21 protein-coding genes are annotated in these 19,390 nt (G+C 60.3%); 9 read left to right on the forward strand and 12 right to left on the reverse strand.

The window, feature by feature from the left end; genetic code table 11:
- Nucleotides 1–209: 209 nt before the first annotated feature.
- The gene (locus N1078_RS11520; protein ID WP_274088321.1) at nt 210–2,234 is read left to right on the forward strand and encodes a FimV/HubP family polar landmark protein; all 2,025 of its coding nucleotides are present in this window, start codon (nt 210–212) and stop codon (nt 2,232–2,234) included.
- A gap of 113 nt (nt 2,235–2,347) precedes the next feature.
- The gene (locus tag N1078_RS11525) at nt 2,348–2,629 is read left to right on the forward strand and encodes a SelT/SelW/SelH family protein (RefSeq protein WP_274088322.1); all 282 of its coding nucleotides are present in this window, start codon (nt 2,348–2,350) and stop codon (nt 2,627–2,629) included.
- 22 nt (nt 2,630–2,651) lie between these two features.
- Here N1078_RS11525 and N1078_RS11530 read toward each other — a convergent pair whose 3' ends face one another.
- The 3 genes from N1078_RS11530 to N1078_RS11540 all read right to left on the reverse strand — a co-directional run bounded on the left by N1078_RS11530 (nt 2,652) and on the right by N1078_RS11540 (nt 4,670).
- Complete coding sequence (locus N1078_RS11530; RefSeq protein ID WP_274088323.1) at nt 2,652–3,503, reverse strand: DMT family transporter; 852 nt, start codon at nt 3,501–3,503, stop codon at nt 2,652–2,654.
- The gene (locus N1078_RS11535; protein WP_274088324.1) at nt 3,500–3,835 is read right to left on the reverse strand and encodes a tRNA-binding protein; all 336 of its coding nucleotides are present in this window, start codon (nt 3,833–3,835) and stop codon (nt 3,500–3,502) included. The genes N1078_RS11530 and N1078_RS11535 overlap by 4 nt, the downstream gene beginning before the upstream one ends.
- Before the next feature lie 82 nt (nt 3,836–3,917).
- A complete protein-coding gene (locus N1078_RS11540) occupies nt 3,918–4,670 on the reverse strand; it encodes an AraC family transcriptional regulator (RefSeq protein ID WP_274088325.1) in 753 nt (250 codons plus the stop codon).
- Between the two features lie 132 nt (nt 4,671–4,802).
- Between N1078_RS11540 and N1078_RS11545 the strand changes: the two genes are divergently transcribed.
- Together N1078_RS11545 and N1078_RS11550 are read left to right on the forward strand one after the other, a co-directional pair.
- The gene (locus N1078_RS11545; protein WP_274088326.1) at nt 4,803–5,621 is read left to right on the forward strand and encodes a UDP-2,3-diacylglucosamine diphosphatase; all 819 of its coding nucleotides are present in this window, start codon (nt 4,803–4,805) and stop codon (nt 5,619–5,621) included.
- The gene (locus N1078_RS11550) at nt 5,618–6,661 is read left to right on the forward strand and encodes a glycosyltransferase family 4 protein (RefSeq protein ID WP_274088327.1); all 1,044 of its coding nucleotides are present in this window, start codon (nt 5,618–5,620) and stop codon (nt 6,659–6,661) included. Before N1078_RS11545 ends, N1078_RS11550 begins: the two co-directional genes overlap by 4 nt.
- Before the next feature lie 8 nt (nt 6,662–6,669).
- Here the strand turns inward: N1078_RS11550 and N1078_RS11555 are convergent, their stop codons facing one another.
- Complete coding sequence (locus N1078_RS11555) at nt 6,670–8,058, reverse strand: adenylate/guanylate cyclase domain-containing protein (protein WP_274088328.1); 1,389 nt, start codon at nt 8,056–8,058, stop codon at nt 6,670–6,672.
- Between the two features lie 244 nt (nt 8,059–8,302).
- On the reverse strand, nt 8,303–8,620 hold the full coding sequence (locus tag N1078_RS11560; RefSeq protein WP_274088329.1) for a DUF962 domain-containing protein: 318 nt from the start codon (nt 8,618–8,620) through the stop codon (nt 8,303–8,305).
- 149 nt (nt 8,621–8,769) lie between these two features.
- Between N1078_RS11560 and N1078_RS11565 the strand changes: the two genes are divergently transcribed.
- Entirely contained in the window at nt 8,770–9,771 is a 1,002-nt protein-coding gene (locus tag N1078_RS11565) for an AraC family transcriptional regulator (protein WP_274088330.1), read from the forward strand.
- A 233-nt stretch (nt 9,772–10,004) separates the two neighbouring features.
- Here the strand turns inward: N1078_RS11565 and N1078_RS11570 are convergent, their stop codons facing one another.
- Nucleotides 10,005–11,459 (reverse strand): TrkH family potassium uptake protein, encoded by a 1,455-nt coding sequence (locus N1078_RS11570; RefSeq protein ID WP_274088331.1) that lies wholly within the window; start codon nt 11,457–11,459, stop codon nt 10,005–10,007.
- Nucleotides 11,460–11,542: 83 nt separating this feature from the next.
- On the reverse strand, nt 11,543–12,997 hold the full coding sequence (locus tag N1078_RS11575) for a TrkH family potassium uptake protein (protein ID WP_274088332.1): 1,455 nt from the start codon (nt 12,995–12,997) through the stop codon (nt 11,543–11,545).
- 154 nt (nt 12,998–13,151) lie between these two features.
- Between N1078_RS11575 and N1078_RS11580 the strand changes: the two genes are divergently transcribed.
- Nucleotides 13,152–13,523: a YkgJ family cysteine cluster protein gene (locus tag N1078_RS11580; protein ID WP_274088333.1), complete on the forward strand. Its 372-nt coding sequence runs from the start codon at nt 13,152–13,154 to the stop codon at nt 13,521–13,523.
- 76 nt (nt 13,524–13,599) lie between these two features.
- Nucleotides 13,600–14,166, forward strand: coding sequence for a nitroreductase family protein (locus N1078_RS11585; protein WP_274088334.1), 567 nt, complete (start codon nt 13,600–13,602; stop codon nt 14,164–14,166).
- Here the strand turns inward: N1078_RS11585 and N1078_RS11590 are convergent.
- From N1078_RS11590 to N1078_RS11610, 5 genes are all read right to left on the reverse strand, one after another.
- On the reverse strand, nt 14,132–15,475 hold the full coding sequence (locus tag N1078_RS11590) for a sensor histidine kinase (RefSeq protein WP_274088335.1): 1,344 nt from the start codon (nt 15,473–15,475) through the stop codon (nt 14,132–14,134). The two genes, N1078_RS11585 and N1078_RS11590, sit on opposite strands and share 35 nt — an antisense overlap.
- Before the next feature lie 72 nt (nt 15,476–15,547).
- Nucleotides 15,548–15,958: a Spy/CpxP family protein refolding chaperone gene (locus N1078_RS11595; protein ID WP_274088336.1), complete on the reverse strand. Its 411-nt coding sequence runs from the start codon at nt 15,956–15,958 to the stop codon at nt 15,548–15,550.
- Nucleotides 15,959–16,263: 305 nt separating this feature from the next.
- Complete coding sequence (locus N1078_RS11600) at nt 16,264–16,941, reverse strand: response regulator transcription factor (protein ID WP_274088337.1); 678 nt, start codon at nt 16,939–16,941, stop codon at nt 16,264–16,266.
- A 3-nt stretch (nt 16,942–16,944) separates the two neighbouring features.
- Nucleotides 16,945–17,346, reverse strand: a complete 402-nt coding sequence (locus N1078_RS11605; RefSeq protein WP_274088338.1) for a translation initiation factor 2 — start codon at nt 17,344–17,346, stop codon at nt 16,945–16,947.
- Nucleotides 17,347–17,399: 53 nt separating this feature from the next.
- Nucleotides 17,400–17,699, reverse strand: a complete 300-nt coding sequence (locus N1078_RS11610; protein WP_274088339.1) for a YciI family protein — start codon at nt 17,697–17,699, stop codon at nt 17,400–17,402.
- A 153-nt stretch (nt 17,700–17,852) separates the two neighbouring features.
- Here N1078_RS11610 and N1078_RS11615 point away from each other — a divergent pair, with 153 nt between their 5' ends.
- Together N1078_RS11615 and N1078_RS11620 are read left to right on the forward strand one after the other, a co-directional pair.
- The gene (locus tag N1078_RS11615) at nt 17,853–18,716 is read left to right on the forward strand and encodes a PHP domain-containing protein (RefSeq protein WP_274088340.1); all 864 of its coding nucleotides are present in this window, start codon (nt 17,853–17,855) and stop codon (nt 18,714–18,716) included.
- A 13-nt stretch (nt 18,717–18,729) separates the two neighbouring features.
- A complete protein-coding gene (locus N1078_RS11620) occupies nt 18,730–19,359 on the forward strand; it encodes an L-threonylcarbamoyladenylate synthase (protein ID WP_274088341.1) in 630 nt (209 codons plus the stop codon).
- Nucleotides 19,360–19,390 lie beyond the last annotated feature (31 nt).

Raw genomic sequence — 19,390 nt, forward strand, 5'->3', positions numbered from 1 at the left:
TGCGCCTGTGCTGGCTTTTTGCCAAATAACTGTTGGCTTTTCAGCAGTCAGTCCTTCGTTATTGCCGCCATGCACCAGCCGGGTTAAACACGGAATGTATCTCTCCGCGCAGCATTTGCCGGCTTCTGTACGTTCGTAAGCGCTGGACGCGCACGCCTTCAATGGGAAGCGGCGAGGGCACAGAGACGGATTCACCAGGAGCGTTTTTTATGGCAAAGGTTCGTCAGTTACTGATTGGTTTGGCCTCCGGCTCAGCCCTCTATTCGGGACTGGTCCCAGCACTGGGGTTGGGTGAAATTACTCTGCATTCGGCGCTTAGTCAGCCGTTGGATGCTGAAATCGAATTGTTCGATGTGGGCGATCTGAGTGACGCCGACATGCGCGTGCGCCTGGCACCCGCTGATGTGTTCAGCCGTTCCGGTGTTGAACGCTTGTATTTCTTCAATAGCCTGCGCTTCACCCCACTGCTGCGAGGCGGTAAAAGTGTGATTCGCGTGGTGTCGACCCAGGTGGTGCGCGAGCCCTACCTGAACTTTATCGTTGAGGTGGCGCGCCCCAGCGGCAAGTTATACCGCGAGTACACCGTATTACTCGACCCCCCCAGCTCTGCTGCCTATAACCGTTTGCCCGAACCCTCTGCGGTGCCTGCCACACCGCGTTCTGCGGTTAGCGAGCGCGCCCAGCCGAAGGTTTTGCCGGCTGCGCAACAGGGCAACAGTTACAGCGTGGTCAGTGGCGATAGCTTGTGGAAGATTGCCACGCGCTTGACCGCTGATACTGGCCAGGCGCCTCAGGCGCTGATGGACGATATCCAGGCCCTGAATCCTCAGGCCTTTATCGAGGGCGATGTCAGCCGCCTGCGTGCCGGTGCGAAATTGTTATTGCCCGACCGCATCGCCAGTGCGCCGTCCAGCGCAGCCAAGCCGGCTGTTGCAGAAGGCTTTTTACAAGTTGTTGAGGACGCCGAGGCTGTCCCCGCCCCCGCCGTCAGCGCTGATTTGCCGGCTGAGGTGCTGATCCAGGAGCAGGCCCGCGTCGAGCAGGAGCTGGCCATCCAAACCGCTGAAACCTTGCAATTGCAGCAGAGCCTGGCGCAGCTGAGCCAGCAGGTGCAGCAGTTGCAGGAGCAGATGAGCACCCGTGATCAGCAGATTGCCGATCTTCAGGCTGAGTTGGCTGCCAGTCGTGCGAGTGCCGCTGCTGCGGTTACACCTGTCGCGGTTGCGGTCAATCCACCGGTGGCGCCTGAGTCAGGCAGCAACTGGCTGGGAATCATCGCCGGGCTGCTGGTGCTGCTGCTCGCCGCTGTTGCAGGTCTGTTCTGGCGTGCTAGAAAGCCGCTAGATCCCGCGCCTCTGCCTGTTATGCCTGCGGTCATACCTAACCCACCCAAGGCGCAGCGTGTTGTGCCGGCCGAACCCGCTGTTGCGGTTTCAACAAGCCCTCGCGACGCTACGCGTGCCGGCCCGGTATGGCCTGCGGCGGGTGAGGATGCCTTGCAAAGCGCCAATGTCTACATCGCCTATGGCCGCTTAAATGAGGCTGCCAGTACCTTGGAGCGGGCCTGGGAAGCTCAGCCGCAACGCAGTGATATTGGCTTTCGTCTGCTCGAAGTGCTGGCGTTGTTGGGCGATGCCCAAGGCTTTAATGCGCAGGAGTTACGGCTGCGTGAATCTGGCTTTAATCCGGTTCGTATCGACGAGTTGAAAGCGCGGCATGCTGAGCTGCTCGATGTGCCTTCGCCCAGCCAGATTGATGACATGGTGCTGCAACTCGATGAAGTTGAAACCGCCCCCGCTGAGCCGGTCGCGAATGACGTTCAGCTCAATCTCGATGAGATGTCCCTGGATGCCGATTGGGACCTGGTCAGCCCCTTTGCCCCCGCAGCGAAGAGTAAGGCGCTGGACAAGCCAGGGCGTGCTGCCGAGCAGCGCAAGGGTTCGGATATTTTTGAGCCCTCAGCGCGGGATGCGCGTAGCCCGTTTGCCGAGTCGATGCTGGTGGAGGAGAGCTCGCACGACAGTTGGGATGCCGACGAGCTGAACGTGGCCTTTTTGGATGATATCGATGAGCTGGCGGACAGCAACGATAACGTCTCAAAACTGAACACGGCGTTGGCTTATATCGAGCAGGGTAGCTTGGACAGTGCCTGCCAAATCCTCAATGAAGTGATCAACGAGGGCGATGAGCAGCAGAAGCAGGAAGCCCGTCAGCTATTGGCTAAGATCGCCTGATTCAAGGCGCTGCTGACTAACGCCTGCTTGCCCCTGGTACGCGGGCGTTTTGTTATGTCGAGCTTGAGTAGGCGCGCGCTATCATCCGCGTTTCATCCGTTGTGAGCCTGCCAATGTCTACCCCAAAAGCCGAAGTAGTGATCACCTATTGCAGTCAGTGCCAGTGGCTATTGCGCGCGGCCTGGTTAGCCCAAGAGTTGCTTTCGAGCTTTACCGATGATTTGTCCCGGGTCAGTCTCGAACCGGGTACTGGCGGCGTGTTCCGTATTACCTGTGATGGCGTGCAGATATGGGAACGCAAGGCCGATGGCGGCTTTCCCGAGGCCAAGGTGCTCAAGCAGCGCCTGCGTGACCAGATCGACCCCGCGCGTGATCTGGGGCATAACGACCGTTGAGCGCCGCCAGTCTGTCTTGAGATTACTTGGCCATGCGCGCCGAGAGAAAGATGGCACTGACAATCAGCAGGCCGCCGGCAAGCATGCGCAGGGTGGGTTGTTCGTTGAACAACAGCCAGGCGAAGGTAATTCCATAGACCGGCTCAAGGGCGAAAATAACCGCGGTGGTGCGTGCTTTGAGCACCCTCAGGCTGGCCACGAACAAGCTATGCGCCAGACCGGTACAGAAGATCCCGAGCATGGCCATCCACAGCCAATCCTGTGTCTGAACGCTGGGTAGGCTTGGCCAGGCCAGCGGCATAAAGAGCAGTAATACCGTCAGGTTCTGGTATAGCGCCGCCTGCACCGGGTCGATACCGCGCGTGCTGGCGCGATTGAGCAGCGACAGCAGGGCGAACAGCAAACCCGACAGGACTGCCCAGAGCAGTCCGGTGGTGGCCTGGCTGGCCAGATTGAAGTTTGGCGTAACCAGCACCAAGCCCAGGCAGACCAGCGCCACCATGGTGTATTCGACTCGCTGCGTGCGCTCACGGAACAGCAGCCCTTCGAGCAGCACGGTGAACGCTGGGAAGCTGGCAAAACCCAGGGTGGCGATGGCCACGCCAGATATCTGCACCGCCTCAAAGAAGCTCCACCAATGCCCACCGAGTAACGCACCGCCAAGGGCCAGTTGGCTCAGCTGTTTTAGGCTGAGGCGCACCAGCCGTGCATTGCTGATCAGCTTGGCAAAGAGCAGCAGCGCCACCACGGCGAAGAACGCACGGCCGGCAGAGATCATCTGTGGGGTGGTATTAGCCAGCTTGCCAAAAATGCCTGAGAGGCCGAATAGCAGGGCGCCAAGATGGATGGCCCACAGCGCGTTACGTGGGTTCATAGCAGGCGTGCACCGTTTGCTACAGGCTTGTCGAAGCTGGCCAGCACCACCTTGTTGTCGGCGTCATATACGCCGGTCACCAGCACTTCGGAGCGCACGCCGGCAATCCGTTTGGCGGCAAAGTTGCACACGCAGAGCACTTGGCGGCCGAGCAACTGTGCGCATTGATAGTGGTCCGTCAGCTGGGCGCTGGATTGTTTGACGCCTAACTCGCCGAGGTCGACCTGCAATACATAGGCGGGCTTCAGGGCTTTTTCATTGCGCGTCGCAGATAGCACGGTGCCGACGCGCAGTTCTACCCGTTGAAATTCGTCCCACTCGATCTGTTGCATGCCGCGGCTCCTCAGACTAAGCAGCGGAGTCTAGGGGGCTGCCGGGCAAAAGTCTGTCGCAGGACTTGCGGCGTTTGTCGCATTACTCGCGCTGTACACGTAAGGCGCGTGCTGACAGGCCAAATTGCCGGCAGAGGGCCGCGGTAAAGGCGCTTTGTGAGGTGTAACCCACGCGTGCGGCGATGTCACCAATGGCCAGGTTGCTGCTTTGCAAGAGTTGACGCGCCAGCTGCAGGCGCCGACTGCGCACATAATCCATAGGCGTTTGCCCGGTCTCACTGAGAAAGCGCACATGAAAGCGTGCCGCTGAGAGGCCTGCCAGGCGCGCCAGATCCGCCACCTGCAGCGGGTGTGCGGCATGCTGATCGATATGTGCATCCAGCGCGGCCAGTGGCAGGGCATTACTTTCGTGGGCCGGCGTATCGCCATGGGTCAGGCTGGCCAGCAGCAGTGCGGCGCCTTGCTGGGCAATCACTGGGTCATTGATCGCGCTGGCCGCCAGCCAATTGACCAATTGGCTTTGCGCGGGAGTGAGGCTGACCGCCGCCGGTTTTTCCAGCAGCCGGCGAGTGGCATCCAGGTGGCTGCCCAGTTGCTGCTGCAACCAGCGCTCGCAAGGCACATCGAGTACCAAGCAATGGCTGCCACGTTCGCTACCGCAGGCGTGCAGGGCAGCGCTGGGCACCACGGCCAGGGTCTGCCTGTTTACTTGGCTGCCATGCCCGGCAACTTCGAACTCCAGTATGCCGCTCAGGCCAAAAACCAACTGCGCGTGGTCATGGCTGTGGCTGAGTAGTTCATGGCTGTAATGACGCAACGACAGCGGCGTGGGCATGCAGGGCTCCTTTTCAGGCGCCAAGTTTACCCATAGATCTGCCTGGCGGTCTGTCATTCAACTGCCATGCGCTTGTCATGGCAGCTTCACTGGCGCTTAGCAGACTCGAGCAAACCCAGCCGGAGGTCGTCTATGACCAGCGCTCAGCTCGCCAAGCCCAGCCGCAAGCAATGTGTCCGCACCCTGTGGATTTCCGATGTTCACCTGGGGACTCGGGACTGCCAAGCCGAACACCTGGCCGCGTTTCTCAAGGGCTATCAAACCGACAAGATCTACCTGGTCGGCGACATTATCGACGGTTGGAAACTGCGCCGCGGTGTGTACTGGCCACAGGCACATAGCAACGTCATCCGCCGTCTGTTGACCATGAGCAAGCGTGGCACCGAGGTGATTTATGTCACGGGCAACCATGACGAATTTCTGCGGCGCTATTCGAGCCTGATGCTCGGCAATCTGCAGCTGGTCGACGAGGCCGAGCACATCACCGCCGATGGTCGCCGGCTGTTGGTGATTCACGGCGATCAATTTGATGTGATCACCCGTTATCACCGCTGGCTGGCCTTTCTCGGTGACTCGGCCTATGAGTTCACCCTGACCCTCAACCGCTGGCTGAATTACTGGCGCTGCCGCTATGGCTACGGCTACTGGTCGCTGTCGGCTTACCTCAAGCACAAGGTTAAAACTGCGGTGAGCTTTATCAGCGATTTTGAACAAGCCATCGTTCATGAATGCGCCAAGCGTGGTTTTAATGGCGTGATCTGCGGGCACATTCACCATGCCGAAATTCGCTCGATGGGTGAGGTGGAGTACATGAATTGCGGGGATTGGGTGGAGTCCTGCACGGCGCTGATCGAGCATCTGGATGGCAGCATCGAGTTGTATCGTCTGGCGGATGATCAGGCGCGCCAGCTGCAAGCAGCCCCGGTTGTGGCCGCTGAGCCGGCCCTGTGAGGATTCTGATCGTCTCCGACGCCTGGTCACCGCAGGTCAATGGTGTGGTCACCAGTCTGCAGGCGCTGATCAGTGAACTGCGCGGACTCGGTCATCAGGTCAAACTGCTGTCTCCGGCGGATTTTCGTGCGCTGCCGTGCCCCAGCTACCCGGAAATTCCACTGGTATGGAACCTCTGGCGGGTTGGCCCGGCGATTCGCGCGTTTCAGCCGGACTGCGTGCACCTGGCCACTGAAGGTCCTTTGGGTTGGGCGGCGCGACGCTGGCTGAACAAGCGCGGTCTGGCGTACTCCAGTGCGATCCACACGCGTTTTCCCGAATACGTGCACACCCGCTGGCCCTGGATTCCACTGCGTTGGGGCTATGCCTTTCTGCGCGCGTTTCATCGGCCGAGCCAGGCGGTGCTGGTGACCACCGAGCGCATGCGCGAGGAGTTTGCCGGCTGGGGTTTAAAACGCCTGGTGCTGTGGCGCAAGGGTGTCGATACGCGGCTGTTTCGCCCTGCGCTAACGCCGAAAAGCCAGGCGGAACCGGTATTTCTGTATGTCGGGCGGATTGCCCCAGAGAAAAATATTGAGGCGTTTCTGGCCCTCGACCTGCCGGGAGAGCAGCGTGTGGTCGGTGACGGCCCGCAGCGTGAGGCGCTGCAGGCGGCTTATCCGCAGGTGCGCTTTCTCGGCTACCAACATGGTCAGGCGCTGGCCGAGGCTCTTCAGAGCACCAGCGTATTGGTGTTCCCCTCGCGCACCGATACCTATGGTTTGGTGATGCTTGAGGCCCTGGCCTGTGGCACACCGGTGGCAGCGTTTCCGGTGGCCGGGCCGTTGGATGTGTTGCAGGCGGGCGTCAGCGGAGTCATGGATGAGGATTTACGCGCGGCCTGTGTGGCGGCCTTGAGCCTGGATCGCGCGCGTTGCGCCGAGTTGGCCGCGCGGCAATCCTGGCGGGCCTCGGCGCTGGAATTTCTGGCGCAGCAGCCGCTGCTAGACGGTGAACTGTGCAGGCCGCTTGGTGCAGAACTTACACGCAGTAGGGCGTGATCAGGCGCTTACATGATCACCTTGTCACGCAGCTTATCGGCTGCCTGACTGAGGGCCTGGATGACCTTTTCCTTGTCAAAGTTCTGGATGCCGTTGGTGTCCAGATACATGGAAAAGCCCGGCAGCTCATGCTCGACGTAGCTGGAGGTGGCGCCTAGGTCGCGGCGGAAATCCACCACCTGATAAATCTGCACCGGGCGGGTAAAGCCCTTGACGCTGATCTGGCCCTTGTCGCGGCACATGATCACGTCCTTGACCAGCGAGTAGGTCTCGTGGGAAATCAGGATTTCACCCGAATCGGCGGCGCTTTCCAGGCGGCTGGCCAGGTTCACGTCGCGCCCGATGATGGTGTAGTCCATGCGCGTGTCCGCGCCGAAGTTGCCCACCGTGCAGTAGCCGGTGTTCAGCCCCATGCGGATTTCCAACGGCTTGGTGATGCCTTGGGCACGCCACTGCTGGCGTAGCACCTTCATGTGTTTGCGCATGGCGATGGCCATGGACACGGCATTCACCGCATCCTTCTTCGCACCTTTGCTGCTTGGGTCGCCGAAGAACACCATCACGCAGTCGCCGACAAACTTGTCGATGGTGCCGCCGTATTTCAGGCAGATCTTCGACATCTCGTTGAGGTAGGTGTTGAGCAGGTCAGTCAGGGCCTCGGCTTCCAGCTCTTCGGCCAGTTCGGTAAAGCCCTTGATGTCCGAGAAGAACACCGTGAGCTTCTTGCGCTGAGTTTCCAGGCGCACGCTCTTTTTGCCGGTAAAAATCGACTCCCACACTTGCGGCGAGAGGTATTTGGCCAGGTTACGCGCCAGCCGTGCGGCTTTTTCTTGCTCGCGGCTGATGTCGCTGCGTACCTGGGTCAGGCGTAGGCCCTGCTGGTGCACGAAGTAGGCCGTGATGCAGATATACAGGGTGGTAAAGGCAATGCTGACCAGCGCCACCAGTACCGGGGACTGGAAGTTCGCGGTGACGTCGGTTAGGGCAAAGATAAAAGTTGCGCTGCTAAAGGCAATTAGCGATGCCAGCCCAAGGTAGCGCAGGCCGCCGATGACTAAGGCGCTGAAGGCCATGATCAGCAGCGCCATCAGTGAGGGCACCACCGAAAAGCCCAGCAGCGTGAGTACGGCGCCACAGTGCAGTGCATCGATGAAAAGCAGGCTGAGGGTGGTGCGCTGAGGGTGCGCCCGCTTAAAACGCAGGCTCAGGTGGTGCGCCAAATGTGGGTAGAGCAGGGCGTAGGGCACCATCCAGAGAATGTCATAGCCGAAATGCTGGACATAAGTCCCGGCGGCAATACTGGCGGCAATGGCGATATAGGCCAGAACGCGTGAGTAATACTCGCGCAGCGGCGGTGACGGTAAGGTGGGAAGTCGAGGGGCGCTTTTGACATTCATGCGATAGAACAATCCCTGCTGCTCGTCTGGCGCCTCTGCCGGGCACCTGGGTGGCGCACCGAACGGGCTGCGCAAAATAGCCAAGGATCATAACCAAGCCTGTCGCCACCGCCAAGCGCACCTGTCGAAAGGCTGCGCGGGCTGTGACAGGCGTCTGCGTACGGGCAGTTAATGCGTCGCTAAGGCGCGGGCTTGAGCCGGGTGCGTCGGTCCGCGTGGCGAAGTCAGAGGGGCGTTCTGTGGCTTAAAAAGCCACTCGCCCGGTGAGCATGTCCTTGAACATGACAAAGTCGCCCATCAGCGACCAGCGCGGGTAGCGGAAGGTGGCGGGTTTGTTGTGTTCAAAGAAGAAGTGGCCGACCCAGGCGAATCCGTAGCCTACAAAGGGTAGGGCGATAAGCAGGCCGAGAGCGCCGGTGACCACTACATAGGCCAGAAGCGTGATCACTAGCGTGGTGCCGATGAAGTGCAGCCGTCTGCAGGTGCTGTTGCTGTGTTCTTGCAGGTAGTAGGGGTAGAACTCGGCGAAGCTGTTGAAGCGTTCGTGGGTTTCGCGGGTCATCCAGGGCTCCTTTTCTTGTTCGGGTAGCCGTCAGGGTTGCAACGGCAGCGGCTTGCTAGCAGTCTAGGTTGCCTGGCGTACCGGGCCACTGACATTCGGTGCCAGTTTAGTATCCTTCTGCGTCTTCCTGACCCTAATAAGAATAAGTGATGAGCGAACGAACCACTTCATCCAGCTGGGCCTCGGGCATTGTGGCGGCCTTGGAACTGGGCGGCGTTGATTGCCATAGCCTGTTTGCCCAGCTCGGTCTCGACTACGCCGCGTTGAGTGACCCCGACGCGCGTTTTGCTCAGGATACCATGACCCGTCTTTGGCACCTGGCGGTGCAGGCTTCCGGTAACCCAGCCATTGGCCTGAACATGGCGAAGATCCAGCGGCCTTCGGCGTTTAATGTGGTGGGTTATGCGGTGATGAGCAGCCGCAATCTGCAGGAAGGCTTTGCCCGTTTGGTGCGTTATCAGCGGATTATTGCTGAGGGTGCAGACCTCAGTTTTCACCCGACGCCTGAAGGTTATGAAATGCTCCTGGCGATCCACGGTGATCGCCTGCCGTCGGCCCGGCAGAGTGCGGAAGCCTCGCTGGCGCACTCATTGGCCTTCTGTCGGTGGCTTACAGGCAAAACGCTGCGTCCGCGGCGCGTCAGTTTGATGGGGCCGGCTCCGCAGAATCTGCTGCCCTATGAGGACGTGTTTCAGTGCCCACTGAAATTCAACGCGCAGCACTATGCGTTGCTGTTTGAACGGGCTGATCTGGATGCGCCGCTGCCCTCGGCCAATGAGGCATTGGCGCAGCTGCATGACCGATTTGCCGGTGATTACCTGGCGCGGTTTTCCGGCTCGCGGGTCACCCATCAAGTGCGCCAGGTGTTATGCCGCCTGCTGCCTCAGGGGGAGCCCAAGCGTGAGGCGGTGGCGCAGGCGCTGTTGTTGTCTGAGCGCACCTTGCAGCGGCGTTTGCAGGATGAAGGCACCAGCTACCAGCATCTGCTCGACGACACCCGCCGCGAGCTGGCCGAGCAGTACTTGGGGCAGGCCAATTTGACCCTGTTGGAGATTTCCTACCTGCTGGGTTTTTCTGACCCAAGTAACTTCTTCCGCGCCTTCCGCCGCTGGTTTGACACCACACCTGGCGAATACCGCGCGCGTCTTTAACTATGCATCGTGGTTTTCAGAATCTGTTTACGATCTTGCGAACTAGAGCCGTGCAAGGCAAAAACAGGCGAGAAACGCAGCGCAGCGAATCAAGCGGAGTGTACGAGCTGTACATGAGCATTACTCGTTTCACTCGCCCTTCGGGTCGCGCTAAAGCGCGTTAGCCGCAAGCGGCTTGCCGAGCCTGTTTTTAACGCAGCAGGGCCGACGCGCAGCAGATCGTAAATAGATTCTTAGTGTCGCCAGAAGGCCGGCAGCATCAGCACCAACACGGTGAGAATTTCCAAACGGCCAAGCAGCATGCCGAAGGTCAGCAGCCATTTGGCTACATCCGGCAGGCTGGAGAAGTTACCCGCCGGGCCGATGATCGGGCCCATGCCGGGGCCGACACCGGACACCGTACTGGCCGCGCCGCTAAGCGCGGTGATCCAGTCCAGGCCGCAGAGCGTCAAGCCCAGGGCTAGCACGGCAATCGTGATTGTGAAGAAGAACGAGAATGTCAGGATTGAACGGACGATGTCCTCATCCAGGTGATGGCGGTTGTACTGCTGCTTGATCACCGCGCGGGGGTGAATCAGCTGCAGCAGGTTGGCCCTGAGCAGTACATAGGCCACCTGGAAGCGGAAGATCTTCAAACCGCCGGCAGTCGAGCCCGAGCAGCCACCGATAAAGCCCAGGTAGAAGAACAACATGCCGGCAAAGCCGCCCCACAGCGTGTAATCACCGAGGGCAAAGCCGGTGGTGGTCATGATCGAGGTGGTGTTGAACGCCACATGGCGAATGGCTTCGAGCCAATGCAGTTCGGTGCTCAGGTAGTACCAGGTGCCCAGCAGCAGCCATGTACTGAGCAAAATCGCCAGGAAACCGCGCACCTGCTGGTCTCTGATCAAGGCTTTGTAGTTGCCGCGCAGCATCGAGGCAAACAGCACAAAGGGCAAACTGCCGAGAATCATCAGCACGATGGTGACCCAGTGCACGGCCGGTTCGGTCCATTTGCCAACCGACTGGTCGGAGGTGGAGAACCCGCCGGTGGCGATCGCCGACATGGTGTGGTTGATCGCATCGAACACGCCCATGCCGGCAATCCACAGCGCCAGGCAGCCGAGCAAGCTGATGCCGACGTAGGCGGCGACCATATATTTGGCGACCATGTGCGAGCGCGGCATGATTTTTTCTGAGCGGTCCGAGGACTCGGTCTGGAACAGGCGCATGCCACCGATACGTAGCATCGGCAGAATCGCCACGGCCATGGCGATAAAGCCGATACCGCCGAGCCAGTGCAGCAGTGAGCGCCAGATCAGAATCCCCGGCGACATGCTGTCCAGTCCGGTCAACACCGTGGCTCCGGTGGCAGTGATGCCCGACATGCTTTCAAACACCGCGTCGGTGATGCCCAAGCGCAGAGAAAACATAAAGGGCAGGGCAGCAAAGAGCCCCACGAGCACCCAGCTTGAGACCGTCAGCAGGTACATGTCGCGTGGGCGCAGCTGGATATCCTTGGGCCGTCCCTGGGCGATCATCGCGATGCCAACGACAAAGGTGATCAGGCTCGACCAGAGAAAGGCATTGAGTTCGTCAGGTCGCTCAAACAGCAGCAGCGTCAGCATGGGCACGGCCATGCCGATGGCCAGCGTCAGGAGAAAGATGCCATTGATAAACGCGATGATCCGTAAGGTCGGCCAAGCCATTTAAGCGTGTTCCATTGCAGTAATAGCGAGATTCTAGAGACTGTCGCCGCGCCTGGTCAGTTAATCATCCGGCAAGTGCCCATTTAATGCCGCCAGAATGCCTTAGTGACCAGCACCAGTACGGTCAGAATTTCCAGACGGCCCAGCAGCATGCCAATAGTTAACAGCCATTTGGCGGCATCTGGCAGGCTGGAGAAGTTGCCAGCAGGGCCAATGATCGGGCCCAAGCCAGGGCCTACGTTGCACACCGCCGTCGCGGCCCCGGTGAGGGCGGTGACCCAATCCAGGCCGAGTAGGGTCAGACCCAGGGCAATCACGCCAATGGTGATGGTGAAGAAAAAGGAAAATGTGATCAGCGAGCGGACAATCTCTTCGTCGAGGTTGTGGTTGTTGTATTGCTGCTTGATCACCGCGCGTGGATGCACCAACTGCTGCAAGTTGGCCCTAAGCAATACGTAGGCCACCTGAAAGCGGAAGATCTTCAGCCCGCCGGAGGTGGAGCCCGAACAACCACCAACAAAGGTCAGGTAGAAGAACAGCAGCACGGCGAAACTGCCCCAGGTGGTGTAATCGCCCAGCGCGAAGCCGGTGGTGGTGACCACTGAGGTGACATTCACCGCGACAATCCGAAAAGCATCCCACCAGCTGTTGTCCGAGTGCAGCCACAGCCAGGTGCCGAAAACCAGCCAGGTGGCCAGTAGGAAGCCGAGAAAACCGCGGACCTGATGGTCTTTAAACAGCGCTTTACGGTTACCGCGCAACGTCGCGACATACAGGGTAAAGGGCAGGCCGCCGCAAATCATCAGTAGCACCGCCACCCAGTGCACGGCGGGTTGGCTCCAGTTGGCCAGCGATGAGTCTGAAGTCGAATAGCCGCCAGTGGAAATGGAGGTCATCGCGTGGTTGATCGCATCAAACGGCGTCATGCCGGCCAGCCAGAAGCCAATGAAGCCGCCGAGAGTCAGCGTCAGGTAGATAAACAGGATGTATTTGGCGGCCATGTGCGAGCGCGGCATGACCTTTTCGCCCCAGTCCGATGACTCGGTCTGGAACAGGCGCATGCCACCGACGCGCAAGAGCGGCAAAATGGCCACGGCCATGCCGATAAAGCCGATGCCGCCCAGCCACTGCAGCATCGAGCGCCAAATCAGCAGCCCAGGTGAGGCGTGATCCAGGCCCGAGAGCACCGTCGAACCCGTAGTGGTAACGCCGGACATGGTCTCGAAGAAGGCATCGGTGTAGCTGATGTGATGGATCAGCACCATCGGCAGAGCGGCAAAGATGCACACCACCAGCCAGCTGCCAGTGGTCAGCAGGTACATGTCACGCGGGCGCAGCTGCGCATCCTTGGGCCGGCCGGGGATGACCATGGCAATGCCCGCAGCAGCCGTGACCAGGCTGGACCAGAGAAAGGCGCTGAGGTCATCGGAGCGTGAATACAGCAGCAGCGTCAGCATCGGGATCAGCATGCTGGCCGCTAGGGTGATCAGGAATATGCCGAGGATAAAAGCAATGATGCGCAGTGTCGGCAATGACATGGGGTCGGCTCGGTAACTGGGGGCAAAGGGGCGCTATTCTACGCGCGCTGTGGCGGCTGTACAGCGGTTGCATTAGGCGCTTTACAAGCGCTTGGCGCAGCATAGAATAGCCGCCCGGTGCCGGCCCTCTGCCGGTTTCTGAGTCCTCAAAATCATGTCTGATAGCAATCCTTGCTTGAGCTGTGGCGCGTGCTGCGCGCACTTTCGTGTGTCCTTTTTCTGGGGTGAGTGCCAGTCGGCCGGTGGTCTGATGCCGGACGATCAGGTGGTGTTGATCACCCCCCAGCGTGTTGCCATGCGCGGCACGGACAGTAAACCGACGCGTTGTAATGCCTTGATGGGGGATGTCGGCCAGGGCGTGCGCTGCACGCTCTATAAAGAACGCTCCAGCACCTGCCGTGAATTCGAGGCCTCCTGGGTTAACGGCGAGCACAACCCGCAGTGTGATGCGGCGCGCAGTGCACACGGTTTGCCGCCGTTGATGCCACCGGTGTCGCCCAGTGTTTCGCCTGAGCGGGTGGCCTAGAACCTGCTCATGGGATTGCCCGCGCGTGCTCCGCAGGCACTAGAATGGCCAATTGATTGAATTGCCGAGGTGACTGATGGACGCTCTTGATGCGTTGCTAAACCGTGTTTCTGCGCCGCGCTTGGTGGCGCCGGCACCCGATGCTGCGCAGCGCGAACTGTTGTTTCGCGCGGCCTTACGTGCGCCTGATCATGGTCAGTTGCGCCCCTGGCGTTTTCTGACGGTTGAGGGGGACGCGCTGACGCAGCTGGGTGAGCTGTTTGCCGGTGCATTACCAGCCGATGCCAGCCCGGAGGCGGTGAGCAAAGCCCGCGCGATGCCGTTACGTGCGCCGTTACTGGTGTTGGTGATTGCCCGCGTGCAGGCCGATTCGAAAGTCCCAGCCCAGGAGCAGGTGCTAGCCGCCGGCTGCGCCGCCCACAGCATTTTATTGGCGGCCCACGCTCAGGGCATCGGTGCGGTCTGGCGTACGGGTGATATGGCCTATAACCCACACGTCACTGCCGGCTTGGGCCTGGGTGCAGATGAGCAGCTGATTGCCTACCTCTACCTAGGCACGCCGGCGCGCGAATTGCGCGCGGTGCCGGCGGTGCAGGTGAGTGATTTTGTCAGCACTTGGCCGGCGTCTGATTCGGCGGAGTAAGCGGCACACGCAGGGTGGCGACAAAGCCACCTTGTGCATGGTTGCTCAGTTCCAGCTGACCGCCATGGCGCTCGGCCGCACGCCGGGCGATGGCCAGCCCCAGGCCATGACCGCTGCTGGTTTGCCCTGGGGCGCGGTAAAAGGGTTCGCCAAGGCGCGCCAACTGCTCGGGGGCTACGCCGGGGCCGTGGTCGCGTACGCTCAGGCATAGTTGCTCGGCGTTTCGGCTGGCCGTCAGTTCGATGGGTTGCCCGACAGGATTGAAGCGCAGGGCATTGCGCAGCAGGTTGTCCAGCGCGCGTTGCAACATGTCCGCCCAGCCGTTGAGCAATAGGTCGGGCTCCAGCTGAATATTGATCTGTTGCTGCGGTGCGTCTAGGTGCGCCTCTTCGCGCAGGGTGTTTAGCAGCTTCGCGAGGTCGATTGGCTGCGCAGCGCCCGGTTCTGCATCGAGGCGGGCGAGGGCGAGAATTTCACTGATCAGTGCTTCCAAACGGTCGCATTCCTGGCTCAGGCGCGGCCAGTACTTCTCTCGCTCGACAGCATCTGCACGCTCGGTCAAGGCCAGCGCGATACGCAGGCGTGCCAGTGGTGAGCGCAGTTCGTGGGAGACATCGCGCAGCAATTGGCGTTGGCTGCTGATCAAGCCTTGCACGCGTTCGCCCATGCGGTTGAAGTCAGCCGCCAGCACGCCGAGCTCATCGCGTCGCTCGGCCAGCTTGGCCAGGCTGCTCTGTTGATAAGCGGTTTGCCCCAGATCATGTACGGCGCCGCGCAGGCGATTCAGCGGGCGGGTGATTGATAGGGTGAGCCAGAGGCTGAACAGCGTCAGAACCAGCATGGCAATCGCCAGCGCGCTGAGCGGCCAGAGCAAGCTGTCGCGTTGCCAGGCCGCAACTTCGGGGATCGGGATGCGGTAGATAAACAGGTAGGTTTCGCCGCTGCTGGGGCTGGTGTAATCGACACTCAGGCGGCGCCAGGGCAGGCGCTTCTCATTGCGGTGGCGCGCTTCAAAGGCGGCTGCACGGGCCGGGAAGGTGCCTTTAACCACCGGTTGGCCGCTGTTATCAAGCACCTGTACGTCGATGCGAAAGCTGCGTTTACGCTGTTCCAGCAGCGCCTGGGCGGCAGCCGGGCCTTGCTCTTCGTAGCGTTGGGTCCAGGTCTCGGCGAGGTCATCCATGCCGGGGTGCTGGCTAAGCAGCCAGGCGTCCTGGTTGAGCATGCGCCCAAGTAGCATGGACAAACCGGCAACCAGGGCGATGGCCAGCCAAAAGCTGGCAAAGATGCGCCAGAACAGTGATCGCACGGTAGCTCCTTGGGTAACAGAAACGCCCATCAAGGCTTGTGGCCTGATGGGCGCAGATTTAAGGGGATGGGTTTAGCTTTTCTTTGCTTGCTCAGCTTGCCAGGCCTTGAAGGCTTTATGCTCGGCGCGGCGTTCTTGCATTTTTTTCTGGTGTTCGTCGAAAGCCTTCTGTTGCTCGGGCGTGAGCAGCGCGCGGATGGCGTTGTGCTGTTCATCCTTGGCTGCTTGCAGTTCCGCCTGCATGGCTTTTTGCTCTGCGGCCGGGAGTTTCTCCAGGTAGCGCTGGGTGATCGCATGGCGGCCTTTCATTTGCTCGCCCATCAGTTTACGGATTTCGCGGTGCTGCTCTTTGCTCAGGTCGAGCTCTTTGAACATGCGGGCACCGTGCTCGCCGCCATTATGCCGTGGGCCGCCTTCAGGCATGGCCATCGCCAGGGTGGGCAGGGTCATGGCGAGCAGTACTGCAGTCAGGGTCTTGCGCATGGTGTGTCTCCTTGTCTGAAACCGGTCGATGCCGGATGAGCCCAGTTTAGGGCGGTCAAGGTCAAGGGCCGTCAGGGCAAGGTAAAGCTTAGGTAAAGGGCGCGGCGCAGTTGATTGACTTAAAGACTGTGCAAAACCTCGCGAGCTAGAGTCATGCAAGGCAAAAAACGGCGAGGAAGCGGAGTTTACTGCTGTAAATGAGCATTACTCGTTTCACTCGCCCTTCGGGTCGCGCTAAAGCGCGTTAGCCGCAAGCGGCTTGCCGAGCCGGTTTTTAACGCAGCAGGGCCGACGCGCAGCAGGTTTTAAACGTTGTAGTAGTAGCCGCGGCTGCGCAGCGCGAGGATGCGCTGGCGGCCATCGGCATGTGGGCCGAGTTTTTTGCGCAGGTTGCTGACGTGCATGTCCAGGCTGCGGTCATACAGGGTCAGTTTGCGGCCGAGGGCCAGCTGCGCCAGCGTTTGTTTATCCACCGGCTCGCCGGGGTGTTGCAACAGTGCTTCGAGAATACGGCTTTCCGAGAGGGTCAGCGTGACCTCCTGCTCGCCTAGGGTCACCGTGCCGCGGGCCTGGCTGTAATGTAAATCGCCGAGGTCGAGCGGGCTGCCGGGCGTGGCCGCTAGGCTGCGGCGCAATACTGCGCGCAAACGTGCGGTGAGTTCGCGCGGGTCGCAGGGCTTGGCCAGGTAGTCGTCGGCGCCCAACTCCAGGCCGAGGATCCGGTCCAGTGGTTCGCCACGGGCCGATAGCATCAGCACCGGCAGGTCCGGGTGGTCGCTGCGTAATTGCTTGAGCAGTTCCAGGCCGCTGCCGTCTGGCAGCATCACATCCAGCACCACTGCATCTGGGCTGTGCGTGGCAAGGGCGTTGCGGGCGCTATGGCCGTCATGGCAGGCGCTGACCTGAAAGCCTTCCTGGGTCAGCCAACTGGTTAGCAGGTCGCAGAGTTCGACATCGTCGTCGATAAGCAGCAGGTCATTCATGGCTCAGTTCAGCCACTCGCGGCGTGCGCGGCGTCCGCCGCGTAACAAGGCGCCGATCAGCACTCCCAGTAACCCCGCTCCGGCGCCCGTGGCAAACCACATTTGTTGCTCGCTGATGAGGGGTTTCGGGGCGCTAGCCTGGTTTTTTTTCAGTTCGAGTTTGAGGCGCTGATTGTCCTGACGCAGGCGCTGCAACTGCACTGTTTCATGTTCGTTGCTGGCGCTTTGTAGCTCCAAGCTAAGGGCTTGGCGCTGTTCTTCGCTAATCGCCAGGCGCTGTTCCAAGTCGTCGACTTGCGCCTGCGCCGAGGTGGCTTCAGCCAATGGCTGTGGCGGGTTCTCTTCGGCCTGAGTAACGGCCGGCAAGCACAGGGTCAAGAGTAGAAACAGCGGGCCTGGACGCATCGGAACTCCTCGCGTGTCATTGTTGTTATGGGCTGTTCAGCGCAAAGATGGCGTCAAGGCAAAACCAGCTTGAAGGGTTTGACCAGCACGGAGGCATATACCCCGGCGGCGCGGTAAGGGTCGGCGTCGGCCCACTGTTGCGCGGCCAGCAGCGATTCAAATTCCGCGACGACCAGGCTGCCGGAAAAGCCTGCTGGGCCTGGATCATTACTGTCGACGGCTGGGTGCGGGCCGGCGAGGATCAAGCGGCCTTCAGTTTTCAGCTGCTCCAAGCGCGCCAGGTGCGCCGGGCGAGCATTCAGGCGGTTTTCCAGCGAGTTTTCCACATCGGTGGCAATGATTGCGTAGAGCATCTTGATCCTTAGTATGAAGTCGTTAGCGGTGGCCGCAGCCGTGGGAGAAAAACAGTCTGTTCAAACAATGTCGAGGAAATAGTGGCGCAAGCCAGCAAGAATCCACATCTGCCGGCATAATAACAAACATAAATGACTCGGAAAGCGCGCCTTATGGAAGTTGATTTGCATTGCCATAGCACCGCATCAGACGGCGCACTCGCGCCAGCTGCGGTGGTGGCGCGGGCGTTTGAGCGCGGTGTGCGGGTGCTGGCGTTAACCGATCACGACACGCTGGATGGCCTCGATGAAGCCGGCGCGGCGGCGCAAGCCTTGGGCATGCAGCTGGTCAACGGCATCGAGTTGTCCTGCCTTTGGGGCGGCGCGACCATCCATGTTTTGGGTTATGCCTTCAACCGTGAAGCGCCGGCTTTGCAGCAGGCGATTGCCGAGTTGCATGAGGGGCGCTGGTTGCGTGCGGCGGAAATCTCCAAACGTTTGGACGCTAAAGGCATGCCGGGTGCGCTGGACGGCGCGCGGGCCATTCAGCAGGAGTTGGGCGACAGTGGTAATGCCCCGGCGCGTCCGCATTTCGCCGATTTCCTGGTGCGCGGCGGTTACGTCAAAGACCGCGCCGAGGCGTTTCGTAAATGGCTGGGCTCGGGCAAGCTGGGTGATGTCAAACAGCACTGGCCGGAGCTGGCGCAAACTGTCGATACCCTGCGCCGTGCAGGTGCCTGGGTCAGCCTGGCGCATCCGTGGCAGTACGACTTTACTCGGAGTAAGCGCCGTAAGTTGATTGCCGATTTTGTCGGGGCCGGCGGGCATTCGTTGGAAGTGGTCAACGGTATGCAGCCGGCCGACCAGGTGGGTAGCCTGGCAATTCTGGCGCGCGAGTTTGGTATGTTTGTCACGGCGGGCAGTGATTTTCACGCGCCGGGTCAGTGGTCTGAGTTGGGTGTTTATCGCCCAGTTCCCGAGGATCTACCGCCCCTGTGGGCACGGTTTAAGCATGTCCAACAGCCTACTGCAATCTGATCAGGATTCGAGTGTGAGCCAATTCTTCCAGATTCATCCGGAAAACCCGCAAGCGCGCCTGATCAAGCAGGCGGTGGAAATCATCCGTGGCGGCGGGGTCATCATCTATCCGACCGACTCATCCTATGCCGTGGGTTGCCACATTGGTGACAAGACGGCTATCGAGCGTATCCGCCGCATGCGCCAGCTGGATGACAAGCACAACTTCACCCTGGTGTGCCGTGATCTGTCAGAGCTGAGCACCTTTGCCAAAGTGGATACTGCGGCGTTCCGTTTGCTCAAGGCCCATACCCCCGGGCCTTACACCTTTATCCTCAACGCCACCCGCGAAGTGCCACGCATGTTGTTGCATGCCAAGCGCCGCACTATTGGCCTGCGTGTGCCCAGTCATCCGATTGCCATGGCGCTGCTGCAAGAACTCAACGAGCCGTTGATGAGCGTGAGTTTGATCCTGCCGGGTGAAACAGTGCCGATGAGCGACCCTTATGAAATGCGCCAGACCCTCGAACATCAGGTTGATCTGATCATTGATGGCGGTTTCGGTGGGCTTGAAGCCTCAACTGTGGTCAGCCTGCTCGAGGATGAGCCTGAAGTGTTTCGGGTCGGCTGTGGTGATCCGTCGCCTTTTACGGATGATCTTTGAGCCCGCCTCTATATAATCGAGCTCCTTCGTT

This window comes from Pseudomonas sp. MIL19, from assembly GCF_028680365.1.
In the GTDB taxonomy this organism is placed as follows: Bacteria; Pseudomonadota; Gammaproteobacteria; order Pseudomonadales; family Pseudomonadaceae; genus Aquipseudomonas; species Aquipseudomonas spirodelae.

Excerpts from the sequence above, each read along its gene's own strand:
- N1078_RS11520 (WP_274088321.1), top strand. The coding sequence starts at position 210 with ATGGCAAAGGTTCGTCAGTTACTGATTGGTTTGGCCTCCGGCTCAGCC.
- N1078_RS11525 (WP_274088322.1), top strand. The coding sequence starts at position 2,348 with ATGTCTACCCCAAAAGCCGAAGTAGTGATCACCTATTGCAGTCAGTGC.
- N1078_RS11530 (WP_274088323.1), bottom strand. The coding sequence starts at position 3,503 with ATGAACCCACGTAACGCGCTGTGGGCCATCCATCTTGGCGCCCTGCTA.
- N1078_RS11535 (WP_274088324.1), bottom strand. The coding sequence starts at position 3,835 with ATGCAACAGATCGAGTGGGACGAATTTCAACGGGTAGAACTGCGCGTC.
- N1078_RS11540 (WP_274088325.1), bottom strand. The coding sequence starts at position 4,670 with ATGCCCACGCCGCTGTCGTTGCGTCATTACAGCCATGAACTACTCAGC.
- N1078_RS11545 (WP_274088326.1), top strand. The coding sequence starts at position 4,803 with ATGACCAGCGCTCAGCTCGCCAAGCCCAGCCGCAAGCAATGTGTCCGC.
- N1078_RS11555 (WP_274088328.1), bottom strand. The coding sequence starts at position 8,058 with ATGAATGTCAAAAGCGCCCCTCGACTTCCCACCTTACCGTCACCGCCG.
- N1078_RS11560 (WP_274088329.1), bottom strand. The coding sequence starts at position 8,620 with ATGACCCGCGAAACCCACGAACGCTTCAACAGCTTCGCCGAGTTCTAC.
- N1078_RS11565 (WP_274088330.1), top strand. The coding sequence starts at position 8,770 with ATGAGCGAACGAACCACTTCATCCAGCTGGGCCTCGGGCATTGTGGCG.
- N1078_RS11570 (WP_274088331.1), bottom strand. The coding sequence starts at position 11,459 with ATGGCTTGGCCGACCTTACGGATCATCGCGTTTATCAATGGCATCTTT.
- N1078_RS11575 (WP_274088332.1), bottom strand. The coding sequence starts at position 12,997 with ATGTCATTGCCGACACTGCGCATCATTGCTTTTATCCTCGGCATATTC.
- N1078_RS11580 (WP_274088333.1), top strand. The coding sequence starts at position 13,152 with ATGTCTGATAGCAATCCTTGCTTGAGCTGTGGCGCGTGCTGCGCGCAC.
- N1078_RS11585 (WP_274088334.1), top strand. The coding sequence starts at position 13,600 with ATGGACGCTCTTGATGCGTTGCTAAACCGTGTTTCTGCGCCGCGCTTG.
- N1078_RS11595 (WP_274088336.1), bottom strand. The coding sequence starts at position 15,958 with ATGCGCAAGACCCTGACTGCAGTACTGCTCGCCATGACCCTGCCCACC.
- N1078_RS11600 (WP_274088337.1), bottom strand. The coding sequence starts at position 16,941 with ATGAATGACCTGCTGCTTATCGACGACGATGTCGAACTCTGCGACCTG.
- N1078_RS11605 (WP_274088338.1), bottom strand. The coding sequence starts at position 17,346 with ATGCGTCCAGGCCCGCTGTTTCTACTCTTGACCCTGTGCTTGCCGGCC.
- N1078_RS11610 (WP_274088339.1), bottom strand. The coding sequence starts at position 17,699 with ATGCTCTACGCAATCATTGCCACCGATGTGGAAAACTCGCTGGAAAAC.
- N1078_RS11615 (WP_274088340.1), top strand. The coding sequence starts at position 17,853 with ATGGAAGTTGATTTGCATTGCCATAGCACCGCATCAGACGGCGCACTC.